Origin of the sequence: Nostoc sp., from assembly GCF_036919815.1 — a bacterium.
In the GTDB taxonomy this organism is placed as follows: Bacteria; Cyanobacteriota; Cyanobacteriia; order Cyanobacteriales; family Nostocaceae; genus Nostoc.
The window spans coordinates 1-15,091 of the sequence record NZ_JBALCE010000095.1; the positions used below are offsets into that span (position 1 = coordinate 1).

Consider the following 15,091-nt stretch of genomic DNA (forward strand, 5'->3'; position numbering starts at 1 on the left):
AAATGCTCTAAATTGGTTTAATCATTGTGGTCTGTTTTTTGAGCCTATTAGATAGCTCTTCTTGTGGTGAATTTGATCGCAAACTGCTGTAATTTTGGCTCCTGCTCCTGTTGCTGGTGCCTTAACTTCAACAAGTAAATAGGGATTGATTCTAGACAATGCAAAAATATCACTATCAACATTCTTACGCGCAGCAAAATCTACTCTCCCATTACCCGTGTCAAATTGTGGAAAAAGCTCTTGCTGATTAAATCCAAGTGCGTTTATTAGAGGTCTTACAAACATATCACTGATATATGCCTCACTACTCTCATCAGGCAAAATATTGTCTAAAAGATGGCTCCAGTCTGTAAGTAGCATTACTTAATAAGCAAACGGGAACAATGAAAAAACCGTTTGTTTCATTAATTGAATCAAATTTATTACTTGATCGACCTCAGTATTTTTAACTAATTGAATTGATTACTATATTAAAGCTTTTCCCTAAAAGCGATCGCTAGCAACACAAAGATGAAGCACAAGTGAATATAGTTGGTTAGGCGAAATACGTTGCAATACTAACACTTTGCCTTTATCCCCGATGACGAAATCATGCGTGGATAGCTACGAGCATTTGAATTTACCTTTGCTAAAGGCATATATTTAGGTTAAGTCAGTTTGCGATCGCAAATACAAGAGACTGGGCATGGAGCATTAGACACAGAGATGTTTGTTGTTGGCTGTGGTTGTGCCCAATCAGGTGTAGGACTCTTGCATCTAGTGAATTATGCTCTTGAATAAGTATTAGAGCTTCGTCGATGAACCTCTGAGCTTCGTGAATGAACCTCTGAGCTTCGTGAATGAACCTCTAAGCTTCGTCAATCAACCTTTGAGCTTCGTCGATGAACCTCTGAGCTTCGTCGATGAACCTCTGAGCTTCGTCGATGAGCCTCTGAGCTTCGTGAATGAGCCTCTAAGCTTCGTGGATGAACCTCTGAGCTTCGTGAGTGAACCTCTGAACTTGAATTGTTAATTACGAATTACGAATTACGAATTAGTTAAACTCCTTTCTTCTCTTCCCGTTCTTTGAGTTTCAGCATGAGCTCTGCGTGCATCTCGCGGGTAATCGGGTAAAAATACGTTAAAATCAAGCCCAGAATCAAACAAACTGTAGGTATAGGCCCAACAGCAATGCGAATAGCCAACAATGCCAAATCCGGTTGGGTGGGTAGTGGACTTCCGGCTACAGATGCTTTGAAACCCGATACTTGCAAAGCATTTCCCACCAAAAACAGCCCGAAAGCTAAACCAAATTTTTGTAGCAAAACCATGAAGCCATAAAAAATGCCTTCTCTGCGTTGTCCGGTTTGGAGTTCATCTAATTCAATCACATCTGGAATCATCGACCAGGGAATTAGATAAGCTGTGGATACACCAACACCCGCCATGACAGCCATCAAATACATCAAAACTATTTGACCAGGCTGTAAGAAAAATAGTCCGGCAGCTGCTATAATCCATAAACTCATTCCCAGAAAATAAACAAGTTTTTTCCCGATTTTTTTACTCAGCGCCCCCCAGACAAATAGCATCAGCAGGGCGGTTCCTTGGACTGCAATCAGCAGTGTGGGCACATCTGATTCTTTAAGACCCATACAATAGACTACAAAATAGGGAATGATGCTGGCTGTAATCTGCACACCTAGCCAAGAAAAAAGATATATACCAATAACAAATAGAAAAGGTCGGTTGCTAAAGACAATTTTTAGCTGTTCTAAGAAGGGGAGAGATGCAGGTTCTTCGGACTGGATGCGTTTAGCCTCAAAAGCCAGGATGCGATCGCGGACTCCAAAAACGCACCAATATAATGCCAAAATCGAAATTACAGTACAAATTGCTGCTAAAACGAGATATCGTTGTTGGCGATCGGCAATTTGGGAAAAAACAATTTGCGCTAAAATCAACGACAGAATGCTACCACCAATGGAAAATGTAAATCGGAAACTGTTAAGGCTGGTGCGTTCGTCGTAATCTTGAGTTAGTTCTGGAGTCATTGCCGTATAAGGCAAATTCACAACCGTGAAAAAGGACTGAGATAGCACCCCAATCACTACGTAATACCAGAACATCGGCCAAATATTATCACTCTGATTTGCCCTAAATTGCGGTACAATCCACTGCAAGAAAAAGAAAATCCCAAAGGGAATTGCTCCATAAAACATCCAAGGAAGACGACGACCCCAGCGCCGAGATTTTGTTTTATCACTCAGGAAGCCGATAACCGGATCATTTATGCCATCCCAGATTTTGCCAATCATCAAAATACTGCCAGCTAAACCCGCAGGGATACCAGCGATATTGGTAAAGAAAAACAGCAGATAAAAGACGGAGATATTTGCAGTAATTGCTGGGCCTAAATCCCCTGCACCGTAAGCCAGCTTTGTTTTAAAGTCGAGTTTTTGACTCTTAGGATCTCGTTGGGCATCGCCATCAGTAGCAGAATCGTTCATAATAACTTGCGCTCATACTAAAATAATAAGTTTGCGATCGCATCGCCTTCAATACTAGCTATCTACCACTCCAGTTAGACTTATGCCAGACCTTTATGTTTCTTGGTCAGATTATCACCAAAAAATTGAACAACTGGCTATTCAGATTTATCAATCCAGTTGGGAATTCAACCAGATTATCTGTCTTGCCAGAGGAGGACTACGAGTTGGAGATATTCTTTCCCGTATATACCAGCAACCACTGGCAATTTTAGCAACCTCATCTTACAGTGGCGCTGGGAAACAAGAAAGAAGTAATTTAATTTTCTCGCGCCACTTGACAATGACTGCCGAAAAGTTAGGTTCGCGCATTCTCCTAGTGGATGACTTAGTAGACTCTGGAATCACACTTGAACAGACTATACCTAGGCTCAAGCAAAATACTGATTTCCCCATTGAGGAAATCCGCACCGCCGTTCTTTGGTATAAAGCCTGTTCAGTTATAACACCCAATTATTATGTCGATTACTTGGCTGACAACCCTTGGATTCACCAACCCTTTGAACACTACGAGCAGATGAACCTCGCCGAACTTGCGGCTAAGGTCAGTCCGTGTTGATAAATACTTAGTATCGCTACGCAGAATTCAAAATTAAGAATTCAAAAAGATTATGGAGTGAGCTTTTTTGGCTCCGAGAATGTTTTTCGGCTGGTGGTCATGGCTGGTCACAATCGCTCAATTACTTGTCTAGATTGAGTTTCCCACCATTTTTGACCACTGCAAATACCACGCTTGACAATTTCCCCTTTTCCTTAACTTGTCACCAATGGGTTAGGGGGGATCTTCGCGTGATGTGGCTCAAATTTTAGATCCCCAACCCCCTTAAAAAGGGGGCTAAGAAAAACTTGTACACGACGTTTTCGATCAAAATTCAAGTGAAACGCTATCAGGGGAGGGTGGCTTTTTGGCTTAGGCATTTACCTATGCTGCCATTATCTCCAGATGCTGAAAACTTTTCTCCAACATCGGGGTAATTATATCAGCAGGGACAGGACGACTGAAGTAGAAACCCTGACCTTCGTCACATCCACGCATTTGCAGATAGTCAAGCTGTTCTTGGGTTTCCACACCCTCTGCCGTGATTTTCAACCGGAGGCTCTTGGCGAGGGCAATAATCGCATCAGTGATGGCGGCGCTATCAGGATTGGATGTGACATCCTGGATAAATGACCGATCAATCTTGAGCATATTCACAGGAAAACGCTTCAAGTAATTGAGGGAAGAATAACCGGTGCCGAAGTCGTCTAGAGCCAACCATATACCCAGTTCTCGTAATTGTTTTAAGGTTTTAACTGATCGATCAATATCAGCCATCAAGAAGCTTTCCGTCACTTCCAGTTCCAGGTAAGATGCTTTTAGTCCAGTTTTCTCAAGAATTTGGCTGACGATTTCAACTAGATTCGGTTGTTCAAACTGTCGAGCTGAAAGATTTACAGATATCCGAATTGGGGTAAATCCAGCAAGCTGCCAAGCACGGTTTTGGGCACAAGCAGTTCGCAAGACCCATTGATCAATTGGTACAATCAAACCATTGGCTTCGGCAATGGGAATAAACTTGGCTGGAGAAATCAAACCGAAGGTAGGATGTTGCCAGCGAACTAACGCTTCCATCGCTGTAACTTGTCCGCTGCATAAATCAATCAGAGGTTGATAATAAACCAGCATTTCGTTGCGCTCAAGCGCCCCATGTAATTGATTTTCTAAAGTTAGCCGCTCCTGCAACTGGGCATTAATTTCGGGCAAATAGTATTGGTATTGGTTACGCCCTTGCTGCTTCGCCTGGTACAGTGCCATATGAGCCTGTTGCAAGAGTTGAGCTACGCTATTACGATCATCTAGTCCATTAATTGTGATGCCGATGCTGGCGGTGATATGAATCGAGTTACCCTCTAAAGAAAAGGGTTTTCTCAGCGTACTTAACAGTAGCTGAGATAGCTGAATCACACTTTCAAAAGAAACAATGTCTATGCGGGCAAGGACAAATTCATCTTTACTCAAATGGGCGAGAATATCTGTTTGCGCCATGCAGGTTGATAACCTCTGGGCAACTGCTCTTAACAACAAATTTGTTGTGTGATGCTCCAACCCATGACTTATAGTAGTGAAATCATCAATAGCCAGCAAAAAGACAGCTACAAGGCGCTGGTTGTTTTCAGGTTGGGATAGAGTCTGATGGAGGCGATCGCGGAATAAATCACGATTGGGTAATCCAGTTAGATCATCATAATTAGTAATGTAGTGAATTAACTGATCTAATTTGTGAAGCGTTTGTGAGGTATCCGCCATTAATGTACCCGCTTCATCAGTAAATTCTGTGGGTAATTCAGGTAGGATTTTGGTGTTCAGATAATTTTGCAATGCAGCAGATGTCAAAATAACCGGTTTGAGCAGGTGGTGTAGCGCGTAGATAGTCGCGCCCGTACCCGCTAACGTCGCCAACAAAGCAACGCTCATAACTCGGATCGTCATCTCCAAGGAATAGGAGTTTGAGATCACGAAACTCAAGAGTAAGGTCAGAAGTGGTACATGAGTACCCAAAAATGCCACCAACATGATTTTAGCAGTGTAACTTTTCTTCAGCCATCTGAAATTAGCTAGGAAGGAGTACAGGTAGAGATTGTGATTGAGCTTCATAAATTCTGTTCGATAGTTGGCAAATTAGTTCCGAGCTATCCTGGCAAAAGAGTATTTTTGATTCACAATCCAGTGGAATTAGCTCTCATGGAACCTAACGCTGATAAGGTCATATATTATGCTTCCCAATATCGGTTTATACTTGATCTATCTAACGATAAAGTTTCTGTAAGGCTTATTCCACGAGCAATTTCAGAGCTAAAATGCAATTGTATTTATTATTACTTTGTTGGTTTGTATAGAAGCCGTTATACCCGTTTAATCACTTAGAATATGTTGAAAAAATACGGATGACTATGGGTAAGTATCAGTATTTATCTGTAGTTGGATTTCACAAATTTTGAAACCCACGGAGTAATTAAAGCCTCATGTAGATAGGGTTTCTAACCGCCTGCTCTCCTCCGGCGAAGTCTATCTATTTACCAGAAAATTACTTAGAACTTACGCAAAACTACAGGCGCTGTAGAGATAATTCATGTAGCCGAAGGCTTCCCGTTCGCGTCTTTGCAGGAGAAAGGTATTGCCCTTAAGAAAAAATCATTCTTTTCAGCTATTGTTTGTGTAAGTTCTATTACTAGACATCTCGGAAAAAGAATTGTTTTGACGTAGCAGTGCTACGTCAAAACAAGGGTTCTGGGTAACGCATATTTAATTTCTGGAGATGTCTACTGTAGAGACGCAACAATTAATTCAGCCTCTAGCCAGAAAAGAGCAGATTTGTAACTTGCTCTAACACCTTTAATGCTGTTAATGAACCTCGTATCAGCCGAGTAGCAGCAAGGGGTTGTCGAAGCATTCCGATCGCTAAAGGCAAAGGGTTTAGGGAGCCATCAGAGTTAATTGCTGATGTGAGATCGGGGATATTATGCTGACAATCGTCGCTGACTACTCGCAATATTGCCACGTCCACCCCAGCTGCATTGAAAAACTCTAAGGCGGTAAATCCTTCCATATCCACAACATCAGCCGCCAAAGTCTCACCTAAATGGCGTTTTTCGGCAGCAGACCAAATGACGCGATCGCTTGTCAATGCCTTGACTAAATTCAGTGGGGAGTGGGCTTGCCGTGAGCTTGTCCTGAGCGTAGTCGAAGGGCGTAGCCGAATGGGAGTTAGGAGTGCTGAGTGTAATTGTGCTGTAAAAGTGCGATCGCATTCTTGCTGTTTGCCCTGATAAAGACAATCTTGATACAGTACAAGATCACCAACTTTGTAGCGATCGCTCAAGCTGCCACATATACCCATAATCAGCACTCTGGATTTTGGAGTCAGAAATTGTGCATTTGCTGGGGATGCGTGCAGATATTTGAGTAAAGGCTTCATCCCAACAGGTATGGCTACTACCGTTGGGATCGAGCCATTAACGCCGCGAAAGGCGCGACATACAGCTTTATATTCTGCTCCTTGAGGCACCAGAATTGTGTTGATGGGTAAAAAATTAGGCACTAGCCCTCTCGACAGTTTGGAAATTTCCTTTTGTATTAAAGATTGGGTCATATCTGAGTGACAATAATTAATGTTGCCGTTTTGTGATATCCAAAACTCGCAAACCCAAGCCGATTGCTGTAGGATGACTAAATAATTGTGTCACCCACACGATAATTTTCCAAGATGGTAAAGCTTCATAACTCCAAATCCGCACGAGAACTCTTCAATATTTCCAAATGGGCGATTAAATTTTCGTGGCTGACGGTGAGTTTTTGGATTGCCGTAACCGTAGCCGGTGTTCTGGCTTTCAGTTCCCTTAAGTATGCCTTGTTTCCAGATATTACTTTCCCAGTGGTGGTTGTGAATGCTACAGCCCCTTTGACAACTGCCCTGGATACAGAAGCGAAGCTCACCCAACCCCTAGAAGAACGCCTGCGATCCTTAGAAGGACTGGATAATATCCGCTCATCCACCTATCCGGGACAAACTGCTGTTAGCCTTTCTTTTGTCGTTGGCACGAATTTAGAAACATCGACCAAAAAAGTTGAAACTGCCCTCAAGCAGTTGACTTTGCCTCAGGGAGCGACTGATAAAATTATTCCCCTGAATTTAAACGAGTCAGCCGCCATTAGCTATGCCATAGAGAGTCCCACGCGGAATCTCACAGATTTGACGAAGTTGGCGCAAAATGAGATTGTCAGTGCGATCGCAAAACTCCCAGGAGTCCTGAAAGTCTCACTGCTGGGCGCTACTACAACTCCTCCCTTACAACCAGCGAATGCGAGTGTAGCAGTCCCCCAAGGTGGGGCGACATTAGTACGGTTTAATGGCCAAGATGCACTGGCATTTCAGGTAATCAAACGCGGTAGTGCTAACACCTTAGAAGTAGTGAGTCGAGTTGAAAAAGAAGTTCAAAGGCTACGCTCTACTTTGAAGGATGTCAAGCTAACTTTAGCTGCCACTCAAGCAGAATATATCCGCCACGCCACCCAGTCAACAATCGATGCGCTGATGGAAGCCGTCGTCTTGTCAATATTAGTAATTTTTCCTTTTTTGTGGAATTGGCGGGCAACTCTGATCTCTGCCTTGGCAATTCCGACGTCATTGTTGGCGACATTTATCGTCATGGCGATTTTCGGCTTTAACCTGGAGACGATTACCCTGTTGGCTTTAGCTTTGGTGATTGGGAGTATTGTTGATGATGCGATCGTGGATGTAGAAAACATCATGCGACACGTTGAAGATGGAGAAACTCCTCGCCAAGCCGCGCTTTTAGCTACAAATGAGATTGGGTTGACAGTTACCGCCGCCACTTTGACAGCAGTTGCGGTTTTTTTGCCCATTGGTTTAATGGGTGGGGTAATCGGTCAGTTCTTCAAGCCTTTCGGCATTACTGTTTCAGCCGCGATGCTTGCTTCTATGCTAGTTGCTCGAACTTTATCTCCAGTTCTGGCTATCTACTGGCTGAAACCTAAATCCTCGCTCTCCCCACATCAGGAAGCAAATATCTGGGTAGCGTTTACCCAATCTTACAGAAATTTGCTGAGTTGGTCTTTAAATCACCGGAAGATCGTTATCGGGTTGGCTGTCCTCAGCTTTATCGCAGGTATAGCACTGATTCCCCTAATTCCCAAAGGATTTATTCCCAAACTCGATCGCGGCGAATTTAATATTGCTTATACGGCTCCTTTGCCGAGTATCCCTGATTTGGGCAGAGGAGGACAAGGGGGTGATCTTCCCAATCCTTTAAATGATTCTCTTGAGGTTGCGAAGAAACTAGAAGATGTTGTGAGAAAATCACCAGCAGTTGAAACGGTATTTACCACTGTTGGTTCTCGTGAGGGTGAGCCGAATAAAGGGACACTATATATAAAGTTAAAGGAAAACCGGACAATTACAACTGCGGAACTACAAGACCAATTTCGCTCCTCATTACCTGCTCTTTCTGGAGTAACTACTAGTGTTGAAGATATTCAATTTGTTGATTCCGGTGGTCAAAAACCTCTGCAATTAGCATTACAAGGTAATAATCTCCAAGCTTTGAGCAAAGCAGTCAAAGCGATTAAAGAAAGAATTCAGAGACTACCGGGATTCGCTGATGTCACAATTACAGGTGAAACGAATCCGCAGGGTAGGGTTTTTCAAATCGAGCGTTTGAATAATCAGCGCGTGGCCTACATCAGTGCTAATCTTGGCAAGAATCTGTCCTTGGGTGATGCCACTGACAAAGTAGTAGCTGAAGCAAAAGCGGTATTACCCTCTGATGTTTCCTTAAATTTAGGGGGAGACTCTGCCCGTCAAGGTGAAGTTTTTGGCAGTTTCGGGACTACTCTAGCTTTATCTGCCCTGTGTATTGTTGTGGTACTAATTTTGTTGTTTAAAAGCTGGGTAGACCCTCTAGTTATTGGTGTCTCTTTGCCTTTGGCACTGGTAGGGGCAATGTTGGCGCTACTAATCACCAAAAGCGACTTTGGGATGATTTCACTAATCGGTTTCGTCTTTTTGCTGGGGCTGGCAAATAAAAATGCGATTTTGCTTGTGGATTTCATCAACCAGTTACGCAACGCTGGCTTAGACCGCACCGAGGCGATCCTCAACACCGGACTAGTGCGCCTCAGACCAATTATAATGACCACTGCCTCTAATATCTTAGGGATGCTACCGATCGCATTGGGTTTGGGTGCTGGTTCGGAATTGCGATCGCCTATGGCTATAGCGATCGCTGGTGGACTAGTAACTTCAACTATCCTGAGTTTGATTGTTGTGCCAGTAGTATACACTATTTTGGATGATTGGTTTCCCCGATTTCAGAAGAGAGGCACAGCTTAATGCAAGTTTTTGTCACCGGGGGTACAGGTTTTATTGGTGCCCATTTAATTCGGTTGTTACTGCAACAGGGTTACACAGTCAAAGCCCTGGTACGCTCAAGCAGCAATTTGGATAATCTTCGCGGTTTGGAGGTGGAAATTGTCAAAGGTGATTTAAATTCACCAAATCTCTGGCAACAGATGCTTGGTTGTCAATACCTATTTCATGTAGCAGCCCATTATTCCCTGTGGCAAACAGACCGAGAATTACTCCATCGTCACAATGTCCTGGGTACGCGTAATGTGTTGGCAGCAGCTCGCCGGGCTAACATTGAGCGCACCGTCTACACCAGTTCAGTCGCAGCAATTGGGGTAGGATCATCTGGTCAAGTCGTCGATGAAACACATCAGAGTCCCTTAGAAAAGTTGGTGGGTGACTACAAAAAGTCTAAGTTTCTGGCTGAACAAGAAGCCATGCAAGCCGTTGCTACAGGTCAGGAGGTAGTTATTGTCAATCCCAGCAGCCCGATTGGCTCGTTGGATATCAAACCTACTCCGACGGGTGATATAATCTTGCGATTTTTACGACGACAAATGCCCTTTTATTTAGATACTGGTCTAAATTTTATCGATGTGCGGGATGTAGCATGGGGACATTTACTGGCCTTGCAACTGGGTAAATCAGGCGATCGCTATATCTTAGGTCATCAAAACCTCACTCTCAAGCAACTACTCGAAGAACTCGCCGAGATCACAGGTCTTTCGGCACCTCAAGGAACTGTACCGGCTTGGTTGCCCCTTAGTGTTGCTTGGGTTGATGAAAAGATTCTCGCACCCCTGGGAAAATTGCCCTCAGTGCCATTGGATGGCGTTCGGATGGCAAAACAACCTATGTATTACAATGCCACCAAAGCTGTACGAGAATTAGGTCTACCTCAATCTTCGCTGAATGCGGCACTCAAAGATGCTGTAGATTGGTTTGTTGCTCAAGGTTACGTCAAATAGCAAAACTCAGCGTCCCTCTGCGCTTCCCTTTGCGTCCCTCTGCGTTTAAAAAAGCTACTAATTATGGAAATGCTCTACTTAGCTGTGCTACTGTACGATGACTAACGTTTTGCCTTTTCCTGTGGTGTTTTTATATCTAAAAGAGGAGCGATCGCAACAATGGCAGTTAATATACAACAAGCTATGGATATTGGGAAGTATCTTGTTACGCAGCGTTTGAAAGGACGTAAACGCTTCCCCTTAGTATTGATGTTGGAACCTCTTTTTCGGTGTAATCTAGCCTGTACTGGTTGTGGTAAAATCCAACATCCAACAGAGATATTAAAGCAAAATCTCACCCCAGAACAGTGCTTTACCGCAGTGGAAGAGTGCGGCGCACCGGTTGTCTCAATTCCTGGGGGAGAACCTTTGCTGCATCCCCAGATTGATGAAATTGTTCGGGGATTAATTGAGCGCAAGAAATATATTTACTTGTGTACCAATGGTTTGTTATTAGAAAAGAGTCTGGATAAGTTTCAACCTTCCCCTTACCTAACTTTTAGCGTACATTTAGATGGGATGCGGGAGTTGCACGATCAGTGTGTCGATCGCAAAGGTGTTTTTGATATTGCTGTCAAAGCGATTCGCGCCGCTAAAGCTAAAGGCTTTCGTGTTACCACTAACACCACTATCTTTGAGGGTACTCAACCCAAAGATATGCAAGAGTTTTTCGACTTTGTGGAAACACTAAATACTGACGGGATGATGATTTCTCCCGGTTACAGTTACGAGTGGGCACCAGATCAAGATCATTTTCTCCACCGTGAGCAAACCCGCGCCCTCTTCCGCGAAATTCTGGCTCCTTTAAAAGCTGGTGAAAAAAACTGGAACTTCAATCACAATCCGCTATTCTTAGATTTTCTCACTGGTGAAAAAGACTACGAATGTACGCCTTGGGGTAGCCCTAGTTATAGCGTTCTCGGTTGGCAAAAACCTTGTTATCTGCTGAACGAAGGTTATTACTCTACCTTCAAGGAATTACTGGCACAAACTGACTGGAGTCAATACGGCCAGAAGAGTGGTAATCCCAAGTGTGCTGATTGTATGGTTCACTGCGGCTACGAACCCACCGCCGCAATGGATGCAATGCAACCGCAAAATATGGCGCGTGCCCTTGGTAGTGTGTTTGGCAGGAATTAGTAAGTAGTAAATACTACATTTTCAAGGGTGCGATGCCTGCGGCGGGCTATGCCGGAGCGCCCTTGAAATCATGATTAGACTAGAATGTGGATTATTTCAGTGAGACTCTAAACAAAATACCCCATCATACCGCACTAAGTACACCTCACCGTAAAAGGGGTTAGGAAATTTTCAGACTAGGACTAGCCCTTTCAAGGTGGATAAAAATTTTGGACAAGAAATTCCTCTTTAACCTCTTAACTCTGTGTTCTCTGCGCCTCTGTGGTTCAATTAATTACTTTTTAACCACAGAGACGCAGAGAGCACAGAGAGAAAAAAGAGATTTTAACAGTCACCTTGAAAGGGCTAGTCCTACAGACTTAATGTTGGGTTTCACTACGTTCTACCCAACCTACGAATGATTGAATTCCATTCTGCGGCAATGAGGTGCTATTTCTAGCCAGAGTCTAGAAACGAGGTTTTAAAGGAGTTTTAGCTTAAATTGAGACGTATGAGCAATGCTTTGCCCCGACGACAGATGTTGTATGCAATGCAGTCGCAAAATATGGCGCGTGCCTTTGGGAGTCTGTTTGGCAGAGTTAGGAAGTAGCCAATGGTACACAAAATTAATTGTGCGTAGGCGTAGCCCAACCCAGGCATCGCATTCATTCTTTAAGGGATTTACCAGAAATAAATTATCCCATCCTTTGATTTGCAGAGAATTCAATATGGTTCGGTTAGCTTGTTGCTGACTCGAAGCTATCCGTACCAGTATAGATATTTAGTGCCAAAAGTCAGAAGAAATATTGCTTATTTCATCGGCTTTTGAGCCTTTTTCAACTGGATAGTTATTTCCCCCCTGCTGTACTAACTTCTCACAAACTAACAGAGACAAGAATGTGAACTTATGTAAATTAAATTAACAAACATCACAATAATTTGTAATAAATTATGATACGGCAGCATTGTATAAAGAGAAATTGAAAGAAAAAACAACATCTTAATCAGGTTTTCCAGTCGTTCAGAGAAGTTTAAAGTTTTCTAACAAAAGTTTTAATCTGAAAGCCTGGAGATCGTAAACTTATTCCTTAGATGTCTGTTTTAAACCTTTCGTAACTCGTCAGGCAGTGCTGACATCAAAAATAAACTGAACCATTCAGTTTTGAATCGAATTATTCATAACCAAGCAAACTCGGAGATAAAAGCAATGGTTTTAGATGCATTTGCAAAAGTAATCACCCAAGCTGATGCCCGCGGTGAATATCTCAGCGCTGCTCAGTTGGACGCCCTAGCTGCCCTAGTTAAAGATGGCAACAAGCGTGCAGATACCGTAAACCGGATTACCAGCAACTCCTCAGCAATTGTTGCTAATGCAGCTCGCGCTCTGTTTGCAGAACAACCTCAGTTGATTGCTCCTGGTGGTAATGCTTACACCAACCGTCGGAATGCTGCTTGCTTGCGTGACATGGAAATCATCTTACGCTATGTTACCTATGCAATCTTTGCTGGTGATGCAAGTGTGTTAGATGACCGTTGTTTGAACGGTCTGCGCGAAACCTACTTGGCTCTAGGAACTCCTGGTGCTTCTGTAGCAGTTGGTGTGCAAAAGATGAAGGACGCAGCTTTGGCTCTTGCTGGTGACACCAACGGGATCACCAGAGGCGATTGCAGCGCTCTGTTATCTGAAGTTGCTAGCTACTTTGATCGTGCAGCCGCAGCAGTAGGCTAAACCAGATCAAGACTACTGACTACTGTCAGTTCGACAAAACAAATTTCAACAAAATTGTAAATAGGGAGATACTAAATCCATGAAGACACCTCTTACCGAAGCAGTTGCAGCAGCAGATTCTCAAGGTCGCTTTCTTTCCAGCACAGAAATTCAAACCGCTTTTGGTCGTTTCCGCCAAGCTCCAGCTAGCTTAGAAGCAGCAAAAAGCTTGTCTGGTAATGCCCAACGTTTGACAGAAGGCGCAGCTCAAGCGGTGTACAGCAAGTTCCCCTACACCACTCAACAACAAGGCCCTAACTTCGCTTCTACCAGCACTGGTAAAGAAAAGTGTGCGCGTGACATCGGCTACTACCTGCGGATTGTTACCTATTCCTTAGTTGTGGGTGGTACAGGTCCCTTGGATGACTTCTTGATTTCTGGCTTGGCTGAAATCAACCGCACCTTTGATCTATCTCCTAGCTGGTACGTTGAAGCTCTCAAGTACATCAAGGCTAACCACGGTCTAAGTGGCGATCCTGCTGTAGAAGCTAATTCCTACATCGATTACGCAATTAACGCTCTCAGCTAGAGAGTGTATTTAGCCCGGAAAGGAAAACAAGCTCTATTAGCAAATAGCTAGGAGTTGGTTTACCTTTCTGGGCAGTTTTATTTTCAAAAGACTGTTGAAGAAAAATTCAAAATACAGAATTCAGCAATCTTTGAGTGTGGGATTCATACCCGGCACGATGAAAGTTGACCACTAAATATACATATTTAGTGTGCTGTTTCAGCGTTTATTGATTGACCAGTCGCATAGAATTCAATTTTGAATTCTGGCTGCTGACTCGGGAATTCTTTCTTGTTAAAAGACTAGAAAAAATTTTTCTAAAAAGTTTTCAGTTTTGCAGTTAAAAGTAAACTGAGGAGGTTAAAAGATGGCAGTGGGACAAGCAGCAAGGCTAGGGATTGGAGTCTTTGAAAACTCAGGACTGGCAGAATTACGTCCCGATAGAACAGAAGCGGATGTGGAAGTGATCATCCGGGCAGCTTACCGCCAGGTTATGGGTAATGAATACCTCATGGAAAGAGAGCGTCTTGTCAGTGCCGAATCACTGTTGCAGCAAGGTGTGATTTCAGTTCGGGGGTTTGTGCTAGCCATTGCTCAGTCGGAACTATATCGGGAGAAGTTTTTCCATTCAAACTCGCAAATTCGGTTTATCGAGTTAAATTATAAGCATTTATTGGGTCGTGCCCCCGAAGATGAGTCAGAGATTTCGTACCACGTTGAGCTTTACAACTCACAAGGTTACGAAGCTGATATTAACTCATACATTGACTCGCAAGAATATCAAGGAAGCTTTGGCGAAAACATTGTGCCATACTATCGCGGCTTTCAAAGCCAAGTAGGGCAGAAAAATGTTGGCTATAGCCGACTGTTCCAACTGTATCGGGGTTATGCCAATAGCGATCGCGCTCAAGGGCAAAAACAAGGACGCCTAACTTGGGAAATAGCTAAGAATCTGGCTTCACCTATCTACCCAGTCTCTACAGGAGCCTTAACAGGTCTCTCAACAGGTGGTGGTGGAAAAACATATCGGATTAGGGTACTACAAGCAGCTTCTCCAAACTCAGCTGTAGTGCGGCGGGGTACTGCGGAATTGCTCGTAGGGTACGAGCAACTTTCTAATAAATTGCAGCAGCTTAATCTTAAGGGCAGCAAAGTGATTAGCATCACATCTGTATAAATAGGGAATCGGGAATTAAGTTAGGAGTTAGGAGTAGAGACGCGATTAATCGCGTCTGTGCAAGAAGAGTTATGAGTTT

The 15,091-nt window shown here is 43.5% G+C and carries 11 protein-coding genes; 7 read left to right on the forward strand and 4 right to left on the reverse strand.

Annotated features, from left to right (window positions below):
* Positions 1 to 21: 21 nt before the first annotated feature.
* Together V7K15_RS22695 and V7K15_RS22700 are read right to left on the reverse strand one after the other, a co-directional pair.
* Entirely contained in the window at positions 22 to 360 is a 339-nt protein-coding gene (locus V7K15_RS22695) for a hypothetical protein (protein WP_334909006.1), read from the reverse strand.
* Between the two features lie 677 nt (positions 361 to 1,037).
* Positions 1,038 to 2,489, reverse strand: a complete 1,452-nt coding sequence (locus tag V7K15_RS22700; protein WP_334909008.1) for an MFS transporter — start codon at positions 2,487 to 2,489, stop codon at positions 1,038 to 1,040.
* 82 nt (positions 2,490 to 2,571) lie between these two features.
* Here V7K15_RS22700 and V7K15_RS22705 point away from each other — a divergent pair, with 82 nt between their 5' ends.
* Positions 2,572 to 3,087 carry a phosphoribosyltransferase gene (locus V7K15_RS22705; RefSeq protein ID WP_334909011.1) on the forward strand — a complete coding sequence of 172 codons (516 nt, stop codon included), beginning with the start codon at positions 2,572 to 2,574 and terminating at the stop codon, positions 3,085 to 3,087.
* 363 nt (positions 3,088 to 3,450) lie between these two features.
* Here V7K15_RS22705 and V7K15_RS22710 read toward each other — a convergent pair whose 3' ends face one another.
* Both V7K15_RS22710 and V7K15_RS22715 read right to left on the reverse strand, forming a co-directional pair.
* Positions 3,451 to 5,163 carry a putative bifunctional diguanylate cyclase/phosphodiesterase gene (locus V7K15_RS22710; protein ID WP_334909013.1) on the reverse strand — a complete coding sequence of 571 codons (1,713 nt, stop codon included), beginning with the start codon at positions 5,161 to 5,163 and terminating at the stop codon, positions 3,451 to 3,453.
* A 697-nt stretch (positions 5,164 to 5,860) separates the two neighbouring features.
* Positions 5,861 to 6,607, reverse strand: a complete 747-nt coding sequence (locus tag V7K15_RS22715) for a 5'-methylthioadenosine/S-adenosylhomocysteine nucleosidase family protein (protein WP_334909015.1) — start codon at positions 6,605 to 6,607, stop codon at positions 5,861 to 5,863.
* A gap of 165 nt (positions 6,608 to 6,772) precedes the next feature.
* Here V7K15_RS22715 and V7K15_RS22720 point away from each other — a divergent pair, with 165 nt between their 5' ends.
* From V7K15_RS22720 to V7K15_RS22745, 6 genes are all read left to right on the forward strand, one after another.
* The gene (locus V7K15_RS22720; RefSeq protein WP_334909017.1) at positions 6,773 to 9,418 is read left to right on the forward strand and encodes an efflux RND transporter permease subunit; all 2,646 of its coding nucleotides are present in this window, start codon (positions 6,773 to 6,775) and stop codon (positions 9,416 to 9,418) included.
* Positions 9,418 to 10,401, forward strand: coding sequence for a hopanoid-associated sugar epimerase (gene hpnA, locus V7K15_RS22725; protein WP_334909020.1), 984 nt, complete (start codon positions 9,418 to 9,420; stop codon positions 10,399 to 10,401). The genes V7K15_RS22720 and hpnA overlap by 1 nt, the downstream gene beginning before the upstream one ends.
* Positions 10,402 to 10,560: 159 nt before the next feature.
* Positions 10,561 to 11,580 carry an adenosyl-hopene transferase HpnH gene (gene hpnH / locus V7K15_RS22730; protein WP_334909022.1) on the forward strand — a complete coding sequence of 340 codons (1,020 nt, stop codon included), beginning with the start codon at positions 10,561 to 10,563 and terminating at the stop codon, positions 11,578 to 11,580.
* Positions 11,581 to 12,766: 1,186 nt separating this feature from the next.
* Positions 12,767 to 13,288 (forward strand): phycocyanin subunit beta, encoded by a 522-nt coding sequence (locus tag V7K15_RS22735; RefSeq protein WP_334909024.1) that lies wholly within the window; start codon positions 12,767 to 12,769, stop codon positions 13,286 to 13,288.
* A gap of 79 nt (positions 13,289 to 13,367) precedes the next feature.
* On the forward strand, positions 13,368 to 13,856 hold the full coding sequence (cpcA, locus tag V7K15_RS22740) for a phycocyanin subunit alpha (RefSeq protein ID WP_334909026.1): 489 nt from the start codon (positions 13,368 to 13,370) through the stop codon (positions 13,854 to 13,856).
* A 346-nt stretch (positions 13,857 to 14,202) separates the two neighbouring features.
* Positions 14,203 to 15,012 carry a phycobilisome rod-core linker polypeptide gene (locus V7K15_RS22745; protein ID WP_334909028.1) on the forward strand — a complete coding sequence of 270 codons (810 nt, stop codon included), beginning with the start codon at positions 14,203 to 14,205 and terminating at the stop codon, positions 15,010 to 15,012.
* The last annotated feature ends 79 nt before the right edge of the window (positions 15,013 to 15,091 follow it).

Bases quoted from the DNA above. Each gene is read 5' to 3' on its own strand.
- V7K15_RS22695 (WP_334909006.1), bottom strand. From the start codon at position 360: ATGCTACTTACAGACTGGAGCCATCTTTTAGACAATATTTTGCCTGAT.
- V7K15_RS22700 (WP_334909008.1), bottom strand. From the start codon at position 2,489: ATGAACGATTCTGCTACTGATGGCGATGCCCAACGAGATCCTAAGAGT.
- V7K15_RS22705 (WP_334909011.1), top strand. From the start codon at position 2,572: ATGCCAGACCTTTATGTTTCTTGGTCAGATTATCACCAAAAAATTGAA.
- V7K15_RS22710 (WP_334909013.1), bottom strand. From the start codon at position 5,163: ATGAAGCTCAATCACAATCTCTACCTGTACTCCTTCCTAGCTAATTTC.
- V7K15_RS22720 (WP_334909017.1), top strand. From the start codon at position 6,773: ATGGTAAAGCTTCATAACTCCAAATCCGCACGAGAACTCTTCAATATT.
- hpnA (WP_334909020.1), top strand. From the start codon at position 9,418: ATGCAAGTTTTTGTCACCGGGGGTACAGGTTTTATTGGTGCCCATTTA.
- hpnH (WP_334909022.1), top strand. From the start codon at position 10,561: ATGGCAGTTAATATACAACAAGCTATGGATATTGGGAAGTATCTTGTT.
- V7K15_RS22735 (WP_334909024.1), top strand. From the start codon at position 12,767: ATGGTTTTAGATGCATTTGCAAAAGTAATCACCCAAGCTGATGCCCGC.
- cpcA (WP_334909026.1), top strand. From the start codon at position 13,368: ATGAAGACACCTCTTACCGAAGCAGTTGCAGCAGCAGATTCTCAAGGT.
- V7K15_RS22745 (WP_334909028.1), top strand. From the start codon at position 14,203: ATGGCAGTGGGACAAGCAGCAAGGCTAGGGATTGGAGTCTTTGAAAAC.